The organism is Sporosarcina sp. Marseille-Q4943, from assembly GCF_943736995.1.
GTDB lineage: Bacteria > Bacillota > Bacilli > Bacillales_A > Planococcaceae > Sporosarcina.
This window is the reverse complement of sequence record NZ_CALSFT010000002.1, coordinates 800,189-817,069: the sequence shown is the minus strand read 5'-3', so window position 1 is coordinate 817,069 and position 16,881 is coordinate 800,189. Positions and strand designations below refer to the sequence as shown.

Annotated in this window: 12 protein-coding genes; 2 read left to right on the top strand and 10 right to left on the bottom strand. The window is 46.9% G+C overall.

All coding sequences use genetic code 11. The features are described from left to right. Positions 1-2: 2 nt before the first annotated feature. The 4 genes from NIT04_RS03945 to aceA all read right to left on the bottom strand — a co-directional run bounded on the left by NIT04_RS03945 (position 3) and on the right by aceA (position 4,391). Complete coding sequence (locus NIT04_RS03945; RefSeq protein WP_252502301.1) at positions 3-1,169, bottom strand: alanine--glyoxylate aminotransferase family protein; 1,167 nt, start codon at positions 1,167-1,169, stop codon at positions 3-5. Positions 1,170-1,299: 130 nt separating this feature from the next. After that, positions 1,300-1,425: a YhfH family protein gene (locus tag NIT04_RS03940; protein WP_252502300.1), complete on the bottom strand. Its 126-nt coding sequence runs from the start codon at positions 1,423-1,425 to the stop codon at positions 1,300-1,302. 19 nt (positions 1,426-1,444) lie between these two features. Continuing rightward, positions 1,445-3,055 (bottom strand): malate synthase A, encoded by a 1,611-nt coding sequence (aceB, locus tag NIT04_RS03935; RefSeq protein WP_371922494.1) that lies wholly within the window; start codon positions 3,053-3,055, stop codon positions 1,445-1,447. 43 nt (positions 3,056-3,098) lie between these two features. Then, the gene (aceA, locus tag NIT04_RS03930) at positions 3,099-4,391 is read right to left on the bottom strand and encodes an isocitrate lyase (protein ID WP_252502299.1); all 1,293 of its coding nucleotides are present in this window, start codon (positions 4,389-4,391) and stop codon (positions 3,099-3,101) included. 184 nt (positions 4,392-4,575) lie between these two features. On the opposite strand from aceA, the gene NIT04_RS03925 reads away from it, so the two are divergent. After that, positions 4,576-5,247: a LytTR family DNA-binding domain-containing protein gene (locus tag NIT04_RS03925; RefSeq protein WP_252502298.1), complete on the top strand. Its 672-nt coding sequence runs from the start codon at positions 4,576-4,578 to the stop codon at positions 5,245-5,247. A gap of 85 nt (positions 5,248-5,332) precedes the next feature. On the opposite strand, the gene NIT04_RS03920 is transcribed toward NIT04_RS03925, so the two are convergent. From NIT04_RS03920 to NIT04_RS03910, 3 genes are all read right to left on the bottom strand, one after another. Then, positions 5,333-6,478 carry a polysaccharide pyruvyl transferase family protein gene (locus NIT04_RS03920; RefSeq protein WP_252502297.1) on the bottom strand — a complete coding sequence of 382 codons (1,146 nt, stop codon included), beginning with the start codon at positions 6,476-6,478 and terminating at the stop codon, positions 5,333-5,335. Positions 6,479-6,581: 103 nt separating this feature from the next. Beyond that, complete coding sequence (locus tag NIT04_RS03915; protein ID WP_252502296.1) at positions 6,582-8,837, bottom strand: S-layer homology domain-containing protein; 2,256 nt, start codon at positions 8,835-8,837, stop codon at positions 6,582-6,584. Positions 8,838-9,125: 288 nt separating this feature from the next. Then, a complete protein-coding gene (locus NIT04_RS03910; protein WP_252502295.1) occupies positions 9,126-10,589 on the bottom strand; it encodes an O-antigen ligase in 1,464 nt (487 codons plus the stop codon). A gap of 272 nt (positions 10,590-10,861) precedes the next feature. On the opposite strand from NIT04_RS03910, the gene NIT04_RS03905 reads away from it, so the two are divergent. After that, positions 10,862-12,856 carry an S-layer homology domain-containing protein gene (locus NIT04_RS03905; RefSeq protein ID WP_252502294.1) on the top strand — a complete coding sequence of 665 codons (1,995 nt, stop codon included), beginning with the start codon at positions 10,862-10,864 and terminating at the stop codon, positions 12,854-12,856. Positions 12,857-12,913: 57 nt separating this feature from the next. On the opposite strand, the gene NIT04_RS03900 is transcribed toward NIT04_RS03905, so the two are convergent. From NIT04_RS03900 to NIT04_RS03890, 3 genes are all read right to left on the bottom strand, one after another. After that, on the bottom strand, positions 12,914-13,840 hold the full coding sequence (locus NIT04_RS03900; protein ID WP_252503183.1) for an IS3 family transposase: 927 nt from the start codon (positions 13,838-13,840) through the stop codon (positions 12,914-12,916). Continuing rightward, the gene (locus NIT04_RS03895; protein WP_252502293.1) at positions 13,741-14,310 is read right to left on the bottom strand and encodes a helix-turn-helix domain-containing protein; all 570 of its coding nucleotides are present in this window, start codon (positions 14,308-14,310) and stop codon (positions 13,741-13,743) included. The genes NIT04_RS03900 and NIT04_RS03895 overlap by 100 nt, the downstream gene beginning before the upstream one ends. A gap of 215 nt (positions 14,311-14,525) precedes the next feature. After that, positions 14,526-16,790, bottom strand: coding sequence for an S-layer homology domain-containing protein (locus tag NIT04_RS03890; protein ID WP_252502292.1), 2,265 nt, complete (start codon positions 16,788-16,790; stop codon positions 14,526-14,528). Between the last annotated feature and the right edge of the window lie 91 nt (positions 16,791-16,881).

The window sequence follows — 16,881 nt, the reverse complement described above, 5'->3', positions numbered from 1 at the left end:
TATTAGACGAGTGTTTCCGTTGCTTCTTTGAAGCGGTGGACGGCTTGCTCGATTGAGACTTCATGGCCGACATCTTTCAATGCTGAACCGATCTTTTCGATTGCAGAAATGAGCATTTCTGGCGTTGTGTTGCCCATATGGCCGATGCGGAATGCTTTGCCTGCCAAATGAGCCAACGCGCCTGCAACGATGAGTCCTTCTTTCGCCAAGGCGGCCCGGAATTCTGCGTCATTTACACCTTCCGGATAAAGGATGCAGCTCAATGTCGATGCGGCAACTTCTTCGTCCGCCAACGGCTCCATGCCGTATTCACGAAGTGCATCGCGAACGCCGCGTCCAAATGCCGTATGCCTCGTATATCGTTTTTCCAATCCTTCCTCTAAGACGAGTTTCATGCCTTCGTCATAGGCGTAGATCAAGTTCACAGGAGGCGTCGCGAAATATTTGGATGGATCATGCATGATCGGAATCCAGTTTTCAATATCGCAATAATAAGCCGGAATATGTCCGAGCTGTTTGCGTGCTTCCAATGCAGTTTGATTGAACGCGACAATCGCCAGTCCCGGTGGAACGCCGATTGCCTTTTGGGAGCCGGTCAGCACGACGTCAATCGTATAGCCCTCGCCGCCATACTCCTTGCTCATATCCTCTTCCATCGCAGCAGTTGCACAAACACCGTCCAAAATGACGAGTGCGCCGTGCATTTTCACAATCGGAACTAACGCTTCCAAGTCAGCCGCAACTCCGGTGGACGTATCTGCGTGCGTAATCGTCACCGCCTTGTATGTACGCTCTGCTAGTTGACGTTCCACTTCTTCCGGTGCAACCTGTTTCCCCCATTCGGCTTGGAGCACATCGATTTCAATTCCGAACGCCTTCCCAAGCTGGATGAAACGATCTCCGAAATAACCGTGACTGATAACAAGTAACCGCTCTCCGGCACCTACCGTGTTGACGAGCGCCATTTCCATTCCGATCGTCCCCGACCCAGCGATGACAAAAACTTCCCCATCGGTTTTCAACATTTCACGGGTCCGTTCGATGGAACGCTTGTAAATCTCGACGAACCGAGGATCTGTATGACCTCTCGTTTCACTAGCCATCGCGTCGTAAATCGAATCAATGACAGGCGTAGGCCCAGGAATCAATAGCATCTCTTCATTTCGCATAACAACATCCCCTTTACGTTTTTTATCACTTCCATCATATCATCATCATTCGCCATAGGTGGGATGGAACCCTCTATTCTGAATGAAAAAGGAAAAGCCCGCTCCCATATACAGGGAGACGGGCCGCATTTTACTCCTTATGCTTGCCGATGCAACGTTCACATTCATAGAGCAGGGATTCAACTTTCTCGATGATTTCGCAACCGCATTCCCGGCAGATTTTTTTCGACTTTTGCATTTCATTTGTCTTTTGCATAATGAACCTCCTCCTTTTTCTATGATAATTTTTGATATCCCGGCAGCGTCAGAAATTCCTCTAAATCATCTTGGAGCGTCAATTCGACGAACAGATCGGCCGCCTCATTAAATTTGCCAAAACGAAATTCCTTCTCCCCGACAGCTTCCCTTAACTTCTTCATTTCATCTGCAAATACGTTTTTGAATAACTCAATATCGATGTCCCTGCCATCAATTAGTCTGCCTTCACGGTGACGGATCCATTGCCATACTTGGGAGCGGGAAATTTCCGCAGTCGCTGCGTCTTCCATTAGATGATTGATCGGCACCGCTCCACTCCCTTTCAACCAAGAAGCAATATACTGGACGCCGACACTGCAATTCATCCGCAATCCTTCTTCCGTTATCGTCCCGATCGGCACTTCCAGCAAATCCTTCGCCGTCACATGCACATCTTCCCGTTTCCGATGGACTTGGTTCGGTGTTTCCATATGTGCATCGAATTCAGACATCGCGACCGAGACGAGCCCCGGATGAGCGACCCACGTTCCGTCGTGGCCGTCCGTCACTTCCCGGCGTTTATCCTCCGCTACTTTCCGGAATGCTTCTTCATTCGCTTCGGGATTGTTGCGGATCGGAATCTGGGCCGCCATCCCGCCCATCGCGAACGCGTTCCTTTTGTGGCATGTTTGGATGCAAAGCTGTGTATAAGCCCTCATGAAAGGCGACGTCATCGTCACTTGACCGCGATCCGGCAAAATGACATCGGGTTGGGTGCGAAGCCTTTTAATGAAGCTGAAAATATAATCCCACCGCCCGCAGTTCAGTCCCGTAATGTGATCGCGCAATTCATAGAGAATTTCATCCATCTCGAATGCTGCGGGAATCGTTTCAATTAGGACGGTTGCCCGGATTGTTCCATTCGGAATGCCGAGTTTTTCCTGTGCGAAGACGAATACTTCATTCCATAATCTTGCTTCCAAATGACTTTCGAGCTTCGGCAAATAGAAATAGGGCCCTGTGCCGCGCTCCAGCAATTCCTTCGCATTATGAAAGAAATAAAGTCCAAAATCGAAAAAACCACCCGCCATCGGCTCACCGTCAATGAGAATATGCTTTTCGTCCAAGTGCAGGCCGCGTGCCCTCACCATTAAGACGGCTGTTTCTTCATTCAAAACATACTTCTTCCCATTAGATGCCTGTTCGAACGAAATTGTCCCTCTTACAACATCTTTCAGGTTGAGCTGGCCATCGATCATATTCGACCAAGTAGGTGAAGTCGCATCTTCAAAATCCGCCATGAATGCTTTCGCTCCGGAATTTAGTGCATTGATGATCATTTTCCGGTCGACGGGTCCCGTTATTTCAACTCGCCGATCCTGCAAATCGGGTGGAATCGGGGCTACGCTCCAATCCCCTTCACGAATATGCTTCGTTTCTTCAAGGAAGCCGGGCTTCTCGCCTGCATCGAATCGTTGTTGCCTCGCTTCCCTCGCTGCAAGCAATTCCTTCCGCCTTCCATTGAATTTCTCGTGCAAGCAATAAAGGAATTCAAGCGCTTCCGGCGTTAGGATTTCCTCCGTACCTGCCGTCATCTCGCCGGTCACATCCATATTGAAACGTGTCTGTTGTATAGTCAGTTGAACCATCCTTTCTTATGTTATTTACGTGGAGTGCATTAAATGGAATAAATTATACGAACTGCGCCTCTTCCGTCGATCCTTTCATCGCTGTCGTTGAGGACGTGCCGCCTGAAATGACTTGTGCCACTTCATCGAAATAGCCTGTTCCGACTTCACGCTGGTGGCGGGTCGCCGTATACCCTTTCGATTCATTCGCGAATTCCGCTTCCTGCAGCTTCGAATAGGCCGCCATTCCGTCTGTTTTATAGCCGTGCGCCAATTCAAACATACTGTGGTTCAATGAATGGAAGCCAGCCAATGTGACGAATTGGAATTTATAGCCCATCTTGCCGAGTTCCCGCTGGAATTTGGCGATCGTCTCGTCATCCAAATTCGCTTTCCAGTTGAATGAAGGTGAGCAGTTATAAGCGAGCATTTTACCCGGAAACTTTTCGTGGATGGCGTCCGCAAAACGTTTCGCTTCCGAAAGGTCCGGCGTCGACGTTTCACACCAGATGAGATCGGCGTATGGCGCATACGCGAGACCGCGTGCAATCGCCTGCTCGATGCCTGCTTTCGTCCGATAGAATCCTTCCGGCGTTCGCTCACCTGTAATGAATTCATGGTCGCGTTCATCGATATCGCTCGTGATCAGATCCGCCGCATCGGCATCCGTCCTAGCGATGATGATTGTCGGGACACCCGATACATCAGCCGCCAGCCTTGCGGATATCAAATTTCGAACTGCATTTTGCGTTGGTAGAAGAACCTTTCCGCCAAGGTGACCGCATTTCTTTTCCGAAGCGAGCTGATCCTCGAAATGGACACCCGCAGCGCCTGCTTCAATCATCGCTTTCATCAATTCGAACACATTTAAAGGACCTCCGAATCCGGCTTCCGCGTCGGCGACAATCGGAGCGAACCAATCAAATCCGTCTAGCCGTCCTTCCGCGCAGTCAATCTGATCCGCACGTTGCAACGCCTGATTGATACGCTTTACGACGTTCGGCACGCTGTTCACCGGGTAAAGGCTTTGATCGGGATACATTTGTCCAGCCATATTCGCATCTGCCGCCACTTGCCAGCCGCTCAGATAGATCGCTTGAAGACCCGCCTTCACTTGCTGGACAGCTTGATTGCCCGTCAATGCGCCAAGCGCATTAATGAAATCCTCTTCATGAAGCGATTTCCAGAGCCGCTCCGCCCCTCTTTTCGCCAATGTATGTTCAATTTGAACAGAGCCCCGTAGCTTGATGACATCCTCTGCACTGTAACCACGCTCGATACCCGCCCAACGTTCATCCTCCTGCCAGCTTCTCTCCAGCTGCTCAACCTGTTCCATACGTCCATTTTGATTTGTCATTCCATACACACCTTTCATTTAATAGATTAATTGATACTTTCTTACTGTTCCACAACAGTTAAAGTTGTTATACATTACTATATAACAGAATATTTATATTGTCTGTGCATTCCGACAAAATGGTAGTTTAAAAGGATGAATAAGGAAATAGCTCGATGAAATCGTTAAAGGAGAAGATAACTCAATGGAAAAGACGGATGTACGTGATGAAGTTTTGCAACAACTTGCATGCCTCCTGCAAGATTGGATTCCTACAGACGCCCGACTTGCGATAGCGTTGAACGGCCATTACATCAATTGCGTTCCTGATTTTGACGATGACAAATGGGTGGATGGCCAACCGATTCTTGAAGGGAGCATTGCGGCGAAAGTGATGAAGCATATGAAAAAAACGGAGGTCATGATTGATTCGACTCTGTCGGCGACTCCTTCGTACGGCGTCGGCTATCCGATTGAAATAAACGGCGAACAAGCTGCACTCGTCGTCATCCTTCCACAGGAAGATGAACAAAAGTCGGCCCAAAGCGTTCCTTTGCGGCTGCTCACTGGAAAGCTCGACGACGAATGGTACCCGGTGCCGATCGAACAGATCACACATATCGAAAGCTATCAAAAAAAGACATTCTTCTACACCGAGGACGGGCAATTCAGCATTTCGAGCACATTGAAGGAATTGGATAAGCGGCTGCCTGAGATTTTTTTGCGCATTCACCGTTCCTACATCGTCAATACAGCCAGAATTTTGAGGATCTCGCGCGATTTCTCCTCGAACCTAGTGGTGACATTAGTGGATGGTACAGAACTGCCGGTGAGCCAGTCGTATGTAAATGATGTGAAATGTGTGCTGGGGTTTTGAGGGAGGAAGGAGAGGCTTTTTGCCTCTATTTACAAGCATCTTCTTAATATAAAAAACCGCCGGATAAGCATCCGGCGGCACTACATCACTTATTCAATGCATCTGTAAATTGAACTGTTCCATTCATCGCTTCGTCATACAGCTTCTTCGAGAGTTGTTCGGTTTGCTGCAATGTTCCTTGCCAGTCAGCATTCATTTCATTAAACGCACCGAGGAAATACTCGTCGTTTTCGTGAAGCTCGTCGATCGGGAATGAAAAGCGTTCCAACCCGGCCAAGCTCATAAAGTCTTTCACTTTATGGTGGTAGGAAATCGCCATGATCGGCGTTTCCGTGCACGTTGCCAAAATCAATGAGTGCAACCGTGTTCCGATGACGATATCTTGCCGCTCCGTAACTTCCATAATTTTGGAAGGCAACAGATTTTCGTCGATGATTGTCGTCTTCGCACTTTCCATCATCAACTCTTGAATGTCCTTCGTCACATTGGCGTCCTGTGGAAATTTCGTCGCGAAGAACGTGATTTCGACGTCTCGCCCGGCAGCGAGCTTGTCCAGATTTTTCGCCATTCCTTCGACGTATTTCCGATACTTATCGGGATTCCCTTCCGGCCAATAATCGGCGTTGTAATAAGGGACGGCGGTCACGCCGATTTTCGTCGGTTTTTCAGATTTTGCAGCAGCGCCTTCTTCCCGCAAGGAAAAGGCTGGATCGCCGATGACGTCGACTTTTTCATTGACGCCGATCGAACGCAACAATTCCGCGGATTCCGGATCCCGGACCGAAACACTTTCAGCGTGCTTGCACATATAGCGGATGAACCATTTCCCTAAAGATGTATGCAATGGCCCCGCCCCGCAACCATAAATGACATACGGCGTATTCGATTGTTTCGCCATCATCGCATACGATCCGTACAAAGGTGCTTCCCGTCGGTACAAGTCCATGAGGATACCTCCGCCACCGATGACAAGCAGGTCAAGCTGTTTCACGACTCTTTTATTTTGACGGAACGTTTCGATGAATGTCTTGACGGCGTTCCCTTTTTTATAATAAAGCGGATAGCTTTCCACTCCGTAGCGCTCGGCTGTCTGCTTCGGATTATTGCTAAAAATGGTGAGCTGAGACGTACTGATGTTGAAAGTGGACGTCACTTGTTTCACGAGGCTGAGCAGAATCGCTTCGTCCCCGTTATTATCGTTACCGTAATTCCCTACAATTCCTATTCTCATAATCCAACTTCCTTCTACAAATAATGAGTTCATTATAACATGCTTCATTCATAAAGAAAAAAATGCCGCGGAACGAAAATTCGATCCACGGCAAATCTTTCTATTATCGATTAATGGCGCGGTATAGGAATGCGCTGAATTGAGCGCGGTTTACCGGCTTATTCGGTTCGAAGTTCCCTTTTTCATTCCCAGTCGTAATTTTATGGTTCGCTAGGATATGGACTTGTTTGTACGCCCAGTGACTTGAAGGTACGTCCTTGAATTTCTTTTCGGACTCCCCTTTCAACTCGTACGCTTTTACGAGAATCGCAGCCATTTGCGCGCGTGTCAGTTGGCCGGCAGGGTCGAAACTGCCGTCACCTTTCCCTCCGACGAGGTTCGCTTCTGCGATGGCATTGATTTCGTTGAAGTAACGGTGAGTCGATGGTACGTCGCTGAACTTTTGGGCTCCAGCGCGTGATGTATCCAAGTTGAATACGCGGCTTAGGATGACAGCTGCGTGTTCCCTTGATAACGTCTGGCCAGGATTGAACTTGCCGTCCAGATCCCCTTTAATGTAACCGAGATCCTTCAAGAAGCGGATTTCCGTGTAGTATGCATAATCGGACGGAATGTCAGTGAACGCAGGCATGCCATCCGACAGTTCGATCGGAAGTGAAGCCGTTTTCGTTCCGAGCTTCACGTTGATGGACCCTTTGCCAGGCACTTTGGATGCTCTGAACGTTCCTGTTTCCGTAATAGCACCGATATCGCCGCTAACGCTCCACGTCAATTGTTCCGGTGAATAAATAACCGGTTTTCCTTGAGCATCGGTAGCTGTTGCTGTGAATGTCATTGTTGAACCAGGAGCGATCGCCGATGTGACTGGTGAAATAGTCAATTTGGCAGGCGCATCGACAATCGTAATCGGGAATGATTGCGTCGCTCCGCCGTATCGCACATTAATCCGGTCGGTGCCGGCTTCTGTCGCCGTAAATGTCGTACCCGCAACGGAAGCTTTGCCATTAGCCGACGTAATCGACAATTGGGAAGCATCGAATTTCAGCGGATTGTAATACGCATCCAACACATAGTTGATCGTCAATGGTACGCTTGCTCCGACTAGCATTTCGCCGACTTGTCCACGCGAAACGCTAATATGTGCAGGATCGCTGAGCGGCGCTGTGCTGATCGCTTCAATAATCGCAGATACTCTACGCTGACTTGTCTCCGATGTCCGGTTCGCCAAGACAACTGTGTTGCTGCCATGTTTCCGGATGCCCATCGTCGTCGAACCGCCGCCGTCAAAGTTGATGGCACGGTCGTACCCTTGGGATGCCAAGTAATTCGCGAACTGTGTCAACGTCATGCCGTTGCTGTATCCGCTTCTTCTATCCACCGTCACGAGGTCGACTTTCTTCTTGTCCCTGCTGATGGCGATTGCTGTACGTGCAGTCATCGCTTTCGCGCGCCAGTTCGACGTATCCATCGTGATGTACGGCTGGCCGTCCTTCAATAGCATTGGTCCGCTCGCCAACATGAACGAGGAATCCATCCACTTCTGGTCTATTGATAGATTGAGGGATACAGTGTCCCCAGCTTTAATAGCCCCAATCCTTTCCAACGCTTTCGCACCGTGTGCTGAAATGACAAAGCCCGTTTTCGGGATTGTTATCTTTTCCGTTGAACCATAATCTCTCACTTTTACAACTTTTCCAGTCAATTGCTGGCCGTAATATGTAGACGTGATCGGTGTTCCGGTATCGACGACAACTTCGACGCCGTATTCATTTGACCCAGTCGTTGATGAAAGGTGTTGCGGCGTGAAGATGATCGTCTCTCCCCCCTGCCTTTCACGATTCAAACCGGTCATCTTGTAGCTGTTACCATGATGGTTAATGCGGATATCGAAATTGAACTCGTCAATTTCCGCGCGGCCGTCGCTCATTACACCAAATGCAATCGGCCTGCTCACATAATATTCACGAGAATTTGAGATGACACCGCCGTTGATAATTTCATTGCCTTGTGAAATCAAATACATCGGCAGCCCGGTTCTCATTTCAAAAAACGAAGCGTTCACTGCACCGACGACGCGATTCCCGTCACGCGAATCCCGATTTGCAAGTGTTGTGGTTGCTTCCGTTTTTGCAATCGGGGATGGCACCCCAATATCGAGCTTCGTGTAAGGGTCATTCAAGTCGACACTCACATGATTGATATGGTTTGTGCCCGAATTCGTGTAATGCGTATACGTCACTCCGGATGAAACCGGATAGCTATCCACTGTCTGCGTCTTTGCCGATGCTCCTGTTGGCACTGCTACTAAAAGTGTCACAGCAGCCGCAGTCATCGCGACTTTTTTCCCGAAAACCTTCAATGAATCTACTTTATTAATGATAAGTCGACACCTTCCTTTCTATGAATCAATGTCAAGCTTACCAAACGTTTCGACAAAATACCATAATCCATAAGAAGGAAAAAGCCCGTGAAGTCTTGTCACGTCTAGATTTCCATCAAAAATAATTGGTAAATACTTCATTATTTTGGAAGTTGTGCAGATAATTGAGTGAGATATTAGGAGGGAAGGTGATGGTTTTCTAGAATGAGATTCCCGTAGGTTTTCTGACAACAAAAAACCACCCGGCAAGCACCGGATGGCGGATAATCAAATATCTTTAGTGTTGAATTTCGTGTATTGATTCGTCATGGAAGCGAAGATGCCGAACAGGATGAAGTAGAACATCGTGTAGAGCTTCAGTTCCCATATATTATAGTAGAAGCCAGAGAAGCCGGTAGCAAACCATAGCGCAATCATGAATTTGCCCATCGGCGTTTTCCGTTCCTTCCAGAACAGATACAGCATGCCGAGCAGGAAGGCGGCGAATAGAATGACTCCAATAATTCCTGTCTCTGTGATGATCTGGATGTATTGGTTATCAGAATAGAAATACTTGCCTCCGTAAATATCCGAACGGATTCCGTAATGGTCGTAAATTGGCGAACCGTACGATAACGTTGCAGAACCGCCGAATGATCCGAATCCTGAACCGGCAACCGGATACTCCTTAAAGATTTCAAAGCCTTTTTTAATGTAGAAGAATCGGCCGCTTTCAGACATGAGCGCCAAGTTCTGTTGATCGAACGTCTCACCGAATCGACCGGCGATGCTGCCTGCCGGGTCTTGCGGCGGCTCAACCCCGAGAGTCGCGACATATTTAACGCCTAAATTCACTGGATAATAAATGAGGATGATTGCAGCGATACCTGCGATGACGAGCCTTTTCAGCAAATGCCAGTTCTTTGTCGTCAAGATGAAAATCGCTCCTAAGACGAAAGCGGAAATCCACGTTCCACGTGAATACGTTAAAATGAAAACCCCGACGAAAAGCACTAAATTGATATTCAAGAACCATTTATACTTTTCACCTTTATAAATGTGCTGAAGGAAGAGCAACGACATAATCCCGAAAAACAACAAAAGTGCCAATGAGTTCGGATTTCCAGGCAAACCGTATATACGCACGAAGTTCGTTGCGCTTAACGTTTTATATTTCCATACATCCGGCAGAAGCAGCTGTCTCATGGACAACTTTTCAATGAGGCCGTGGATGCATGAAATCATACTCGTCCAAACGGTCACCCATGCGAGCCGCTTCAACCAGTCATCCGGCAGAACCATTCTTGCGATGATGTAATAAAGCAAGTACATGATGACGAACGTCCGGACTTGGAAAAGGACAGCCGCTGGAAGGACACCTTGGAGCAATCCGCTGATTGATCCTGCGATGAGCAACGCAAAAAATGCCCATTCGAACCATTTGAAAGAGAACAAAGTCTTCCAATTACGACCGCTTGAAATGACAAGCTTGACGAAAGCTATGAACGTGATTAAGTCCCCGATCAGCTTCAAGCCCGGGTTTACTTCCACGAGCAATGGCCGGATGCTTACATAGATGACGAGAAACAACAGGCTTTGCTGCGGCCTGAAAAATGCATAGAGGACAAAAAACAATGATGTCGCGACGAGTGCAATGGACGACGGAAGGAAAAGTGCGACTACGACGACCGCCAATGCGACTAAGAAATAAACTGTATCTTTTTCCTTCAATTTGTTTGTAAGTGTTGTCATTAACAAAAAAACCCTTTCCACGAATGATCTCCAATAGATAATGGGCATGACCCTTTGTCATTATAGCATCTTATACGACGTTGCGGTTTACTGTTTAGTTGCATTTTCAAAAAAATCGACAATAACTTGTCGAAAAACCTCGCTGTAACACTTCTATTTAAGTACGAAGACATTTTATTTCTAGTAAATCGGAAATTCACACCAAATTACACCTTATTATTTCATAAAGAATCTGATATTATGGTAGATGATGTAGAAAAGGAGGTTTCTTGGTGAAAAAAACAATAACTTTTGCCTTGGCAATGCTACTCATGTTTACTCCTCTTTTCCATAATCCGGTGGAAGCGAGCACAGTCTCGGGACACCAGATGGAAACAGAGTTGAATTATTGGATCCAGAAAAAAGTCATTCGGACGGACAGCAAGTTCAATCCGAATAAAGCGGTCACTCGGGGCGAATTTGCTTCCTATCTCGCCCGGGCCCTGGAATTGCCCCCTTCAACGAAATATACGTTCAAAGATTTGAAGGCAAATTCCGGTTTGACGATCGAGATTCAAAATGCAGCTGGAGCGGGACTGCTTTCCGGCTATCCTGACGGCACGTTCAGACCGAATGACAAGATTACGCGCCAACATATGGCGGGGATGATATACAAAGCATTCCGTTATATGGATCTTCCTATTCAAAAGACGAATACCACGTTCAAAGACACAAATAAGATTTCGCCTAATTTCCGTGACGCAGTCTCGGCGGCAGTCTACTTGGGCATTATCCGTGGAGATCATCAGAAGACCGGCGTTTATTTCAAACCGCAAGATAACGCAACAATCGCACACGCAGCTGCGTTCCTTTTCAGAATGCAGGCGGCAGCAGAGCGTTTGAAGCCAACCGAACCGACAAATCCAACAGATCCGGAAACACCTGAAGTGGATCCTGAAATCTATAAAGTCAGCAAGATTTCAAATGGACAAGTCATTCCGACAAGCGCATTTTACACAACTTACGAAGATGCATTGGCAGCCTACAATGCATCTTCATCCATTCAGGTCATCCAAAAGGGAAGCGATATCATTAAGATGAAGGTTGGCCGTGCGTTCGGCGCGAATAACTCGAAGAACTACACTTCCTTTTACAGCGACAAGGCATTACGGAATGAAATGACGTACATTACGAGAGGCCGTGAAATGAAATACATTGGCAGCGGTCCGGATTATGTAATCGTTGAATTCGCGGGATCGACTTTCTACACAAGACATAACGAAGTCGACCTCGTCCCTTCCGATTTAGTCACAGGATATGATTACTATGAAGTGATCAATGGCGTATTGACGCATTCAACATATGATAATCTCAAAAAATCATTTGGCGTCTACCATGTCGGCCCAGCAGGACCCGGGATGGCGAACGGCAAGAAGTATACGAGCTTTGACGGCGTACACTTCACGGATGTCGTGACGAAAAATGTAGTCACGTACTACCCTTATTTCCAATTCCAATCCGTCAGGCAGCCGACATCCTATTCAGCTGCTGAGCTTGATTCCTACATCACTTGGGCGCTTGCGGACCGTCAAAGCACAGGATTCGCAAAGTACAAAGATGCGACGGTCAAGTCGAAGCTGATCGGATTAGGAGAATATTTGAAATCAGTGGAAGAGACATACCGTGTCAACGCAATGTTCATCCTTGCTGCGGCAATCCACGAAAGTGATTACGGCATGAGTCCCAATGCACAGACGAAGAATAATATTTTCGGAATCAGAGTCTTTGATTCTTCTCCAGAAATGGGAGAAGTGTATGCGACTCCTGAAAATAGCGTCAATGCGTTCATCCAACGCTATATGAACTTAAATTATGCGAATCCGCTTGGCGCCCATGCGAACGGCGCTGTCCCAGGCAATAAAGCGGTTGGCTTCAACGTTCGATACGCATCCGACCCGAACTGGGGAAGCAAAATCGCGGGCCATATGTGGAAAATGGATACATTCCTCGGCGGGCGTGATTATAAGCAGGTGCAATTAGGGTCCATCAATTACACTGGTCCGGCTGGGGTCAATGTAAGAACGAGTCCTGAAGTGCGTTCCGACAATAAATTGTTTACATACAAACCGAAAGATCCCGGCTTTAATGCGGCGTTCGGCTATCCGGTCGTCATCGTCGAAGAAGTAGCGGGCAACGACGGATATGTATGGTACAAAGTTTTGGCGGACATCAACCCACCGTCCGATTATGGATGGATCCGATCCGACTTGGTGAATAAGATTAAGTGAACAATAAAAAAGTAGAGAATAGGAATTGATGTGACCCCTAAAAGTTAGAGTTTTATATTATGCAGCTAGTTGGCTGGTGTGAAGACGGTATTGAACCGGACTCATGCCAGCCAATTTCTGCTTGATCCGTTTGTTGTTGTAGTACTGGATGTATGCCTCAATAGCCCGTTTCAGTTCCTCATACGTGCGTAGGGGTTCGCCATGATACATCTCTTGCTTAAGTAATCCAAAGAAATTTTCCATGGGGGAGTTGTCCAGACAGTTCCCCTTCCGCGACATACTCTGGAACACCTTATGTTCTTTTAAGGTCGCAACCCAGTTTCCGTGCTGATAGTGCCAGCCTTGATCCGAGTGGATGGTAGTCCGGAATTTTGCGTTTTTTACGATGTCGAGGACTTCCTCTAAAGGTTTCATCACAAAATCAAGCGTCGGACGCATACTGATGCCATACGAAAGAATCTCCCCATTATACATATCCATCATTGGACTAAGATAGAGCTTTAGACCGTCTGAACACTTGAATTCTGTAATATCAGTGGTCAATTTCTGACATGGAATCGGGGTGTTGAACCGGCGGTTAATACGGTTTTTCACCACTGTACCGATAGTTCCCTTATACGAACTATACCGACGTGATTTCCTGGTGAACTTATTGCCTTTCAATCCTAGTTTTCGCATAATACGCTGCACCTTTTTATGATTAACTATGATGCCACGGTTCTTCAAATCTAGTTTAATCCTCCGGTAACCATAATTGCCCTTGTGTTCATTAAAAATAGATTGAATCTTATCTTCCAACTCTTGGTGCGGATTTTCCCTGCTCATTTGTTTTACATGATAGTGATATGAAGACTCAGGAATGCCTACAATCGGAAGTACATCCTTCAATCGGAATTCTTCTTTGAGTTCGAACGATAGCGCTGCTTGTGCTTTTCGAGATAGCCGTCCGGATCCATCTGAAAAGCTCGCAACTTTTTTAGGTATTCCACCTCCAAGCGGAGGAGTTCATTTTCCCGTTCTAATTTCTGTTCACGTGTCATTTCATCCTGTTGTGTTGGCTTCTGGTCCTTCTTGACGTTCTTCGCTTTATCAGACATGACTGGCCGTCCTTTCGGGTTGTCCAGGGCTTCAGCACCGCCTTCAAGGAATTTCTTCTTCCAATCACCAATCATCGAAGGATTCGTCAATCCGAAGTGAAGCGCAGTTTCTGGCTGCGAAGCGCCTGTCCTTTTCATAAAGCTTAGTACATCTAATTTGAATTGAACAGAATAAACTTCATGACTTTTCTTTCTTAGTAATCCCTCCGCGCCATACTTCTTGTAAACCAACACCCATCTTCTAATTTGTTCAGATGACTTAATGCCATACTTTTTAGCCAAAGTACCATAGCCAAGTCGTCCACCTAAATACTCCTGAACAATCATGACCTTAAATTCATCGCTATATTTAACCATAAGAAAACACCCCAAAAGTTAGATTGTAACTCTAACTTTTGGGGTGCACATCAAATCTTTTAGATTCCTCCTCTACTTTTTTTATGGCCAATTATAATCAATCCAGCTTCGGGCGCCAGAGCCTCGGGGTCATAAGTCAAAGCTGCTCTGTGGCAAAATTCGCCACGACGCAGCTTTGTCTTATGCCTGTCGGCTCTATGCAGGCGCCCTACGCTTTATAGAGCGTCTGTATGTTCCACACCAGCCGGCAATAATTCCGGCATGCCGATACGGTCGAGGCCTTCTCTAATTTTCGTCGTATAGCCTTTTTTGTTTTTATCCATATAGCCTGCTTTCGAACGAATCATCTTCTCTAGGACTGCCGTTTTGGATGGGTCGATATCGGACCACATTTCGTAAGAATGGATGAGATCCTCCAATGTCAAATGCACGTAGTCCTCTCCGACAAATGTATGGTCCGGAGAGATTTTGTACCAAATGTCCCCGTTCGGACGAATCCATTTATTGACATCCTTCTCGAGTGCCGATTGGATACTTTGCGCTGTTTGCAAATAGATGGGATCGCCGAGTTCCTTATAGGCGAGCAACAGGATGTTCATACCTCCAAGCAAATGGTTCATCGAACTGTGTGTCTTCACGTTTTGCTTCGATGGGAAGTAGTCTTGGATGTAATAGGAATTTGCATCGACTCGGATGATATTGCCCTTCCCTCTTTGGGAAACGAGTAAATCCGCGTAATTTTTCAAGCCTAGCGTATAGTCGTCATGCCCGAACGCCTTTCCTCCATTATAGAGGAATAATGCGATCTGTTCATTGAATCGGGTGTCCACGAAAGGAGCTGTAATTCCGAACAGATTTTTCAAATACGTACTCGTCACTTCCGTTTCCCAGTACGTCCGGTCTCCTCTGAAAATGTCGAGGTTCGCGAATGAATTGAATAGCAAGCTTTCGAAATAACGTTCCTTTGTTTGATTGTACATCGCCATCGTGCGGTCTTCTTTCACGAGTAGCAAGTTCCGGCCGTAGCCCCTGCCCGATTTTGGCATCGGTTCAATCGTCGTTGCCATTTTATTGTAAGGACCATTTGCGGTATACCATTTGTTTCGCTTCTTATAATACGTAGCGGATTCTAGCATCCACCGGTCCATGCTTTGGTGGCTGGAGAACAGCAGTTCATCGGAAACGAGGAGCCATTGATCGACAATGTCATATCCTCTTGATCTCAATGTATAGACGGAAAGCTGCGTGTCTCCAAGAAGGACTCCACTGAATGCCTCGCTTTCCTCGAACAATTCGCGAGTATGGCTGCTTGCGCCGTTCGGATATGTTTGTGTGAGCTCTTTCGATCGATACGCCTTGCCAATCATCCGTTGCGCCTTGTCACCTTCATTTGATGTTTTTTCAAATACACCTGTCGGGTACGTTGTCAAGTCGAAACCGAATGTGCCGTCTGAATCTTTTTTGATTGGATAGCGGCTATACTCCCGCAAAATCCCTTTCTCTACATTGTTTTCTGTCTGGATGACATCGACTCTGATTGGCATCCGTTGAGGGTTTTTCAGTTCCGTGAAAATGAAATAGTCCCCGTTTTCCAGTAGCCGTTTTGTTACGTTGACGACAGCCGGCGACAATCCGCCGACTTTATACGTATACGTTATATCCGTTGAATGGGCGTGCTTTCTCGTCTTTTCACCTGCAAACTGCAAATAGTTGTTAGAACGAAGATATGTTTTATTTGCGTTTGAAATCGGCACTTCGACGAAATTCTGTTCGTGCCGGATTGTTTCATAGTTTCCGAGCATTTGTGGTTTATTGAAGACGATTGCTTTGCTTTCGTCGATCTTTCCGGTCTTCACCATTGCACGATGAAGGAAAACGACATACGTTGCACGATTCACCGCAGTTTTCGGATCGAACGTCCCGTCTTCTTTACCTGTCGTAATTCCGTGCTGCGCAAGGATTTTCACGCCTTCCTTATGCGATGCACTGATGCGGTTATCATCTTTGAATTGGATGTCTTCGCCTGTATCTTGCAAGTCGAAGGCGCGTACGATGACCGTCGCCATCTGTTCACGTGTCAATGAATCCCCTATACCGAATGTACCGTCTTCCTTTCCGAGGAAGATTCCGGCTTTGTACGTCGACATCGCCCCTTTTAAATGGGAGGACTTACTGCTGACGTCCTTGAAAATCGGTTCATATGGGGCTTCCGGTAATTGAAGCGCGCTCGTCAGGAGGTTTGCCGCTTGACCGCGCGATACTTCAACCGCCGGTCTAAACTGCTTGTCCGGGTAGCCATTGATGACACCCATATCGACAAGCTGTGTCACTTCATCCTTAGCCCAAAACTCGTTATGTATATCGGTAAAGTTCTGGTCCATCGTTATCGTATTCGCATCTGTCGGACTGCATCCGAACAAGACGAGTGCAAGAGATAAAACGCTCGCCAATACGACGGTAGTTATTCTATTTTTTGTCACTAGATTCTTCCCCTCCTGCTACAATTTCTTTCTTAAAAGTCTATCATACCATAAAATTCGACACAAAAACCCCCTAGATTTTAGGAGGTTT

Coding starts and splice junctions, on each gene's coding strand:
- NIT04_RS03945 (WP_252502301.1), bottom strand. CDS start 1,169: ATGCGAAATGAAGAGATGCTATTGATTCCTGGGCCTACGCCTGTCATT.
- NIT04_RS03940 (WP_252502300.1), bottom strand. CDS start 1,425: ATGCAAAAGACAAATGAAATGCAAAAGTCGAAAAAAATCTGCCGGGAA.
- aceB (WP_371922494.1), bottom strand. CDS start 3,055: ATGGTTCAACTGACTATACAACAGACACGTTTCAATATGGATGTGACC.
- aceA (WP_252502299.1), bottom strand. CDS start 4,391: ATGACAAATCAAAATGGACGTATGGAACAGGTTGAGCAGCTGGAGAGA.
- NIT04_RS03925 (WP_252502298.1), top strand. CDS start 4,576: ATGGAAAAGACGGATGTACGTGATGAAGTTTTGCAACAACTTGCATGC.
- NIT04_RS03920 (WP_252502297.1), bottom strand. CDS start 6,478: ATGAGAATAGGAATTGTAGGGAATTACGGTAACGATAATAACGGGGAC.
- NIT04_RS03910 (WP_252502295.1), bottom strand. CDS start 10,589: ATGACAACACTTACAAACAAATTGAAGGAAAAAGATACAGTTTATTTC.
- NIT04_RS03895 (WP_252502293.1), bottom strand. CDS start 14,310: ATGGTTAAATATAGCGATGAATTTAAGGTCATGATTGTTCAGGAGTAT.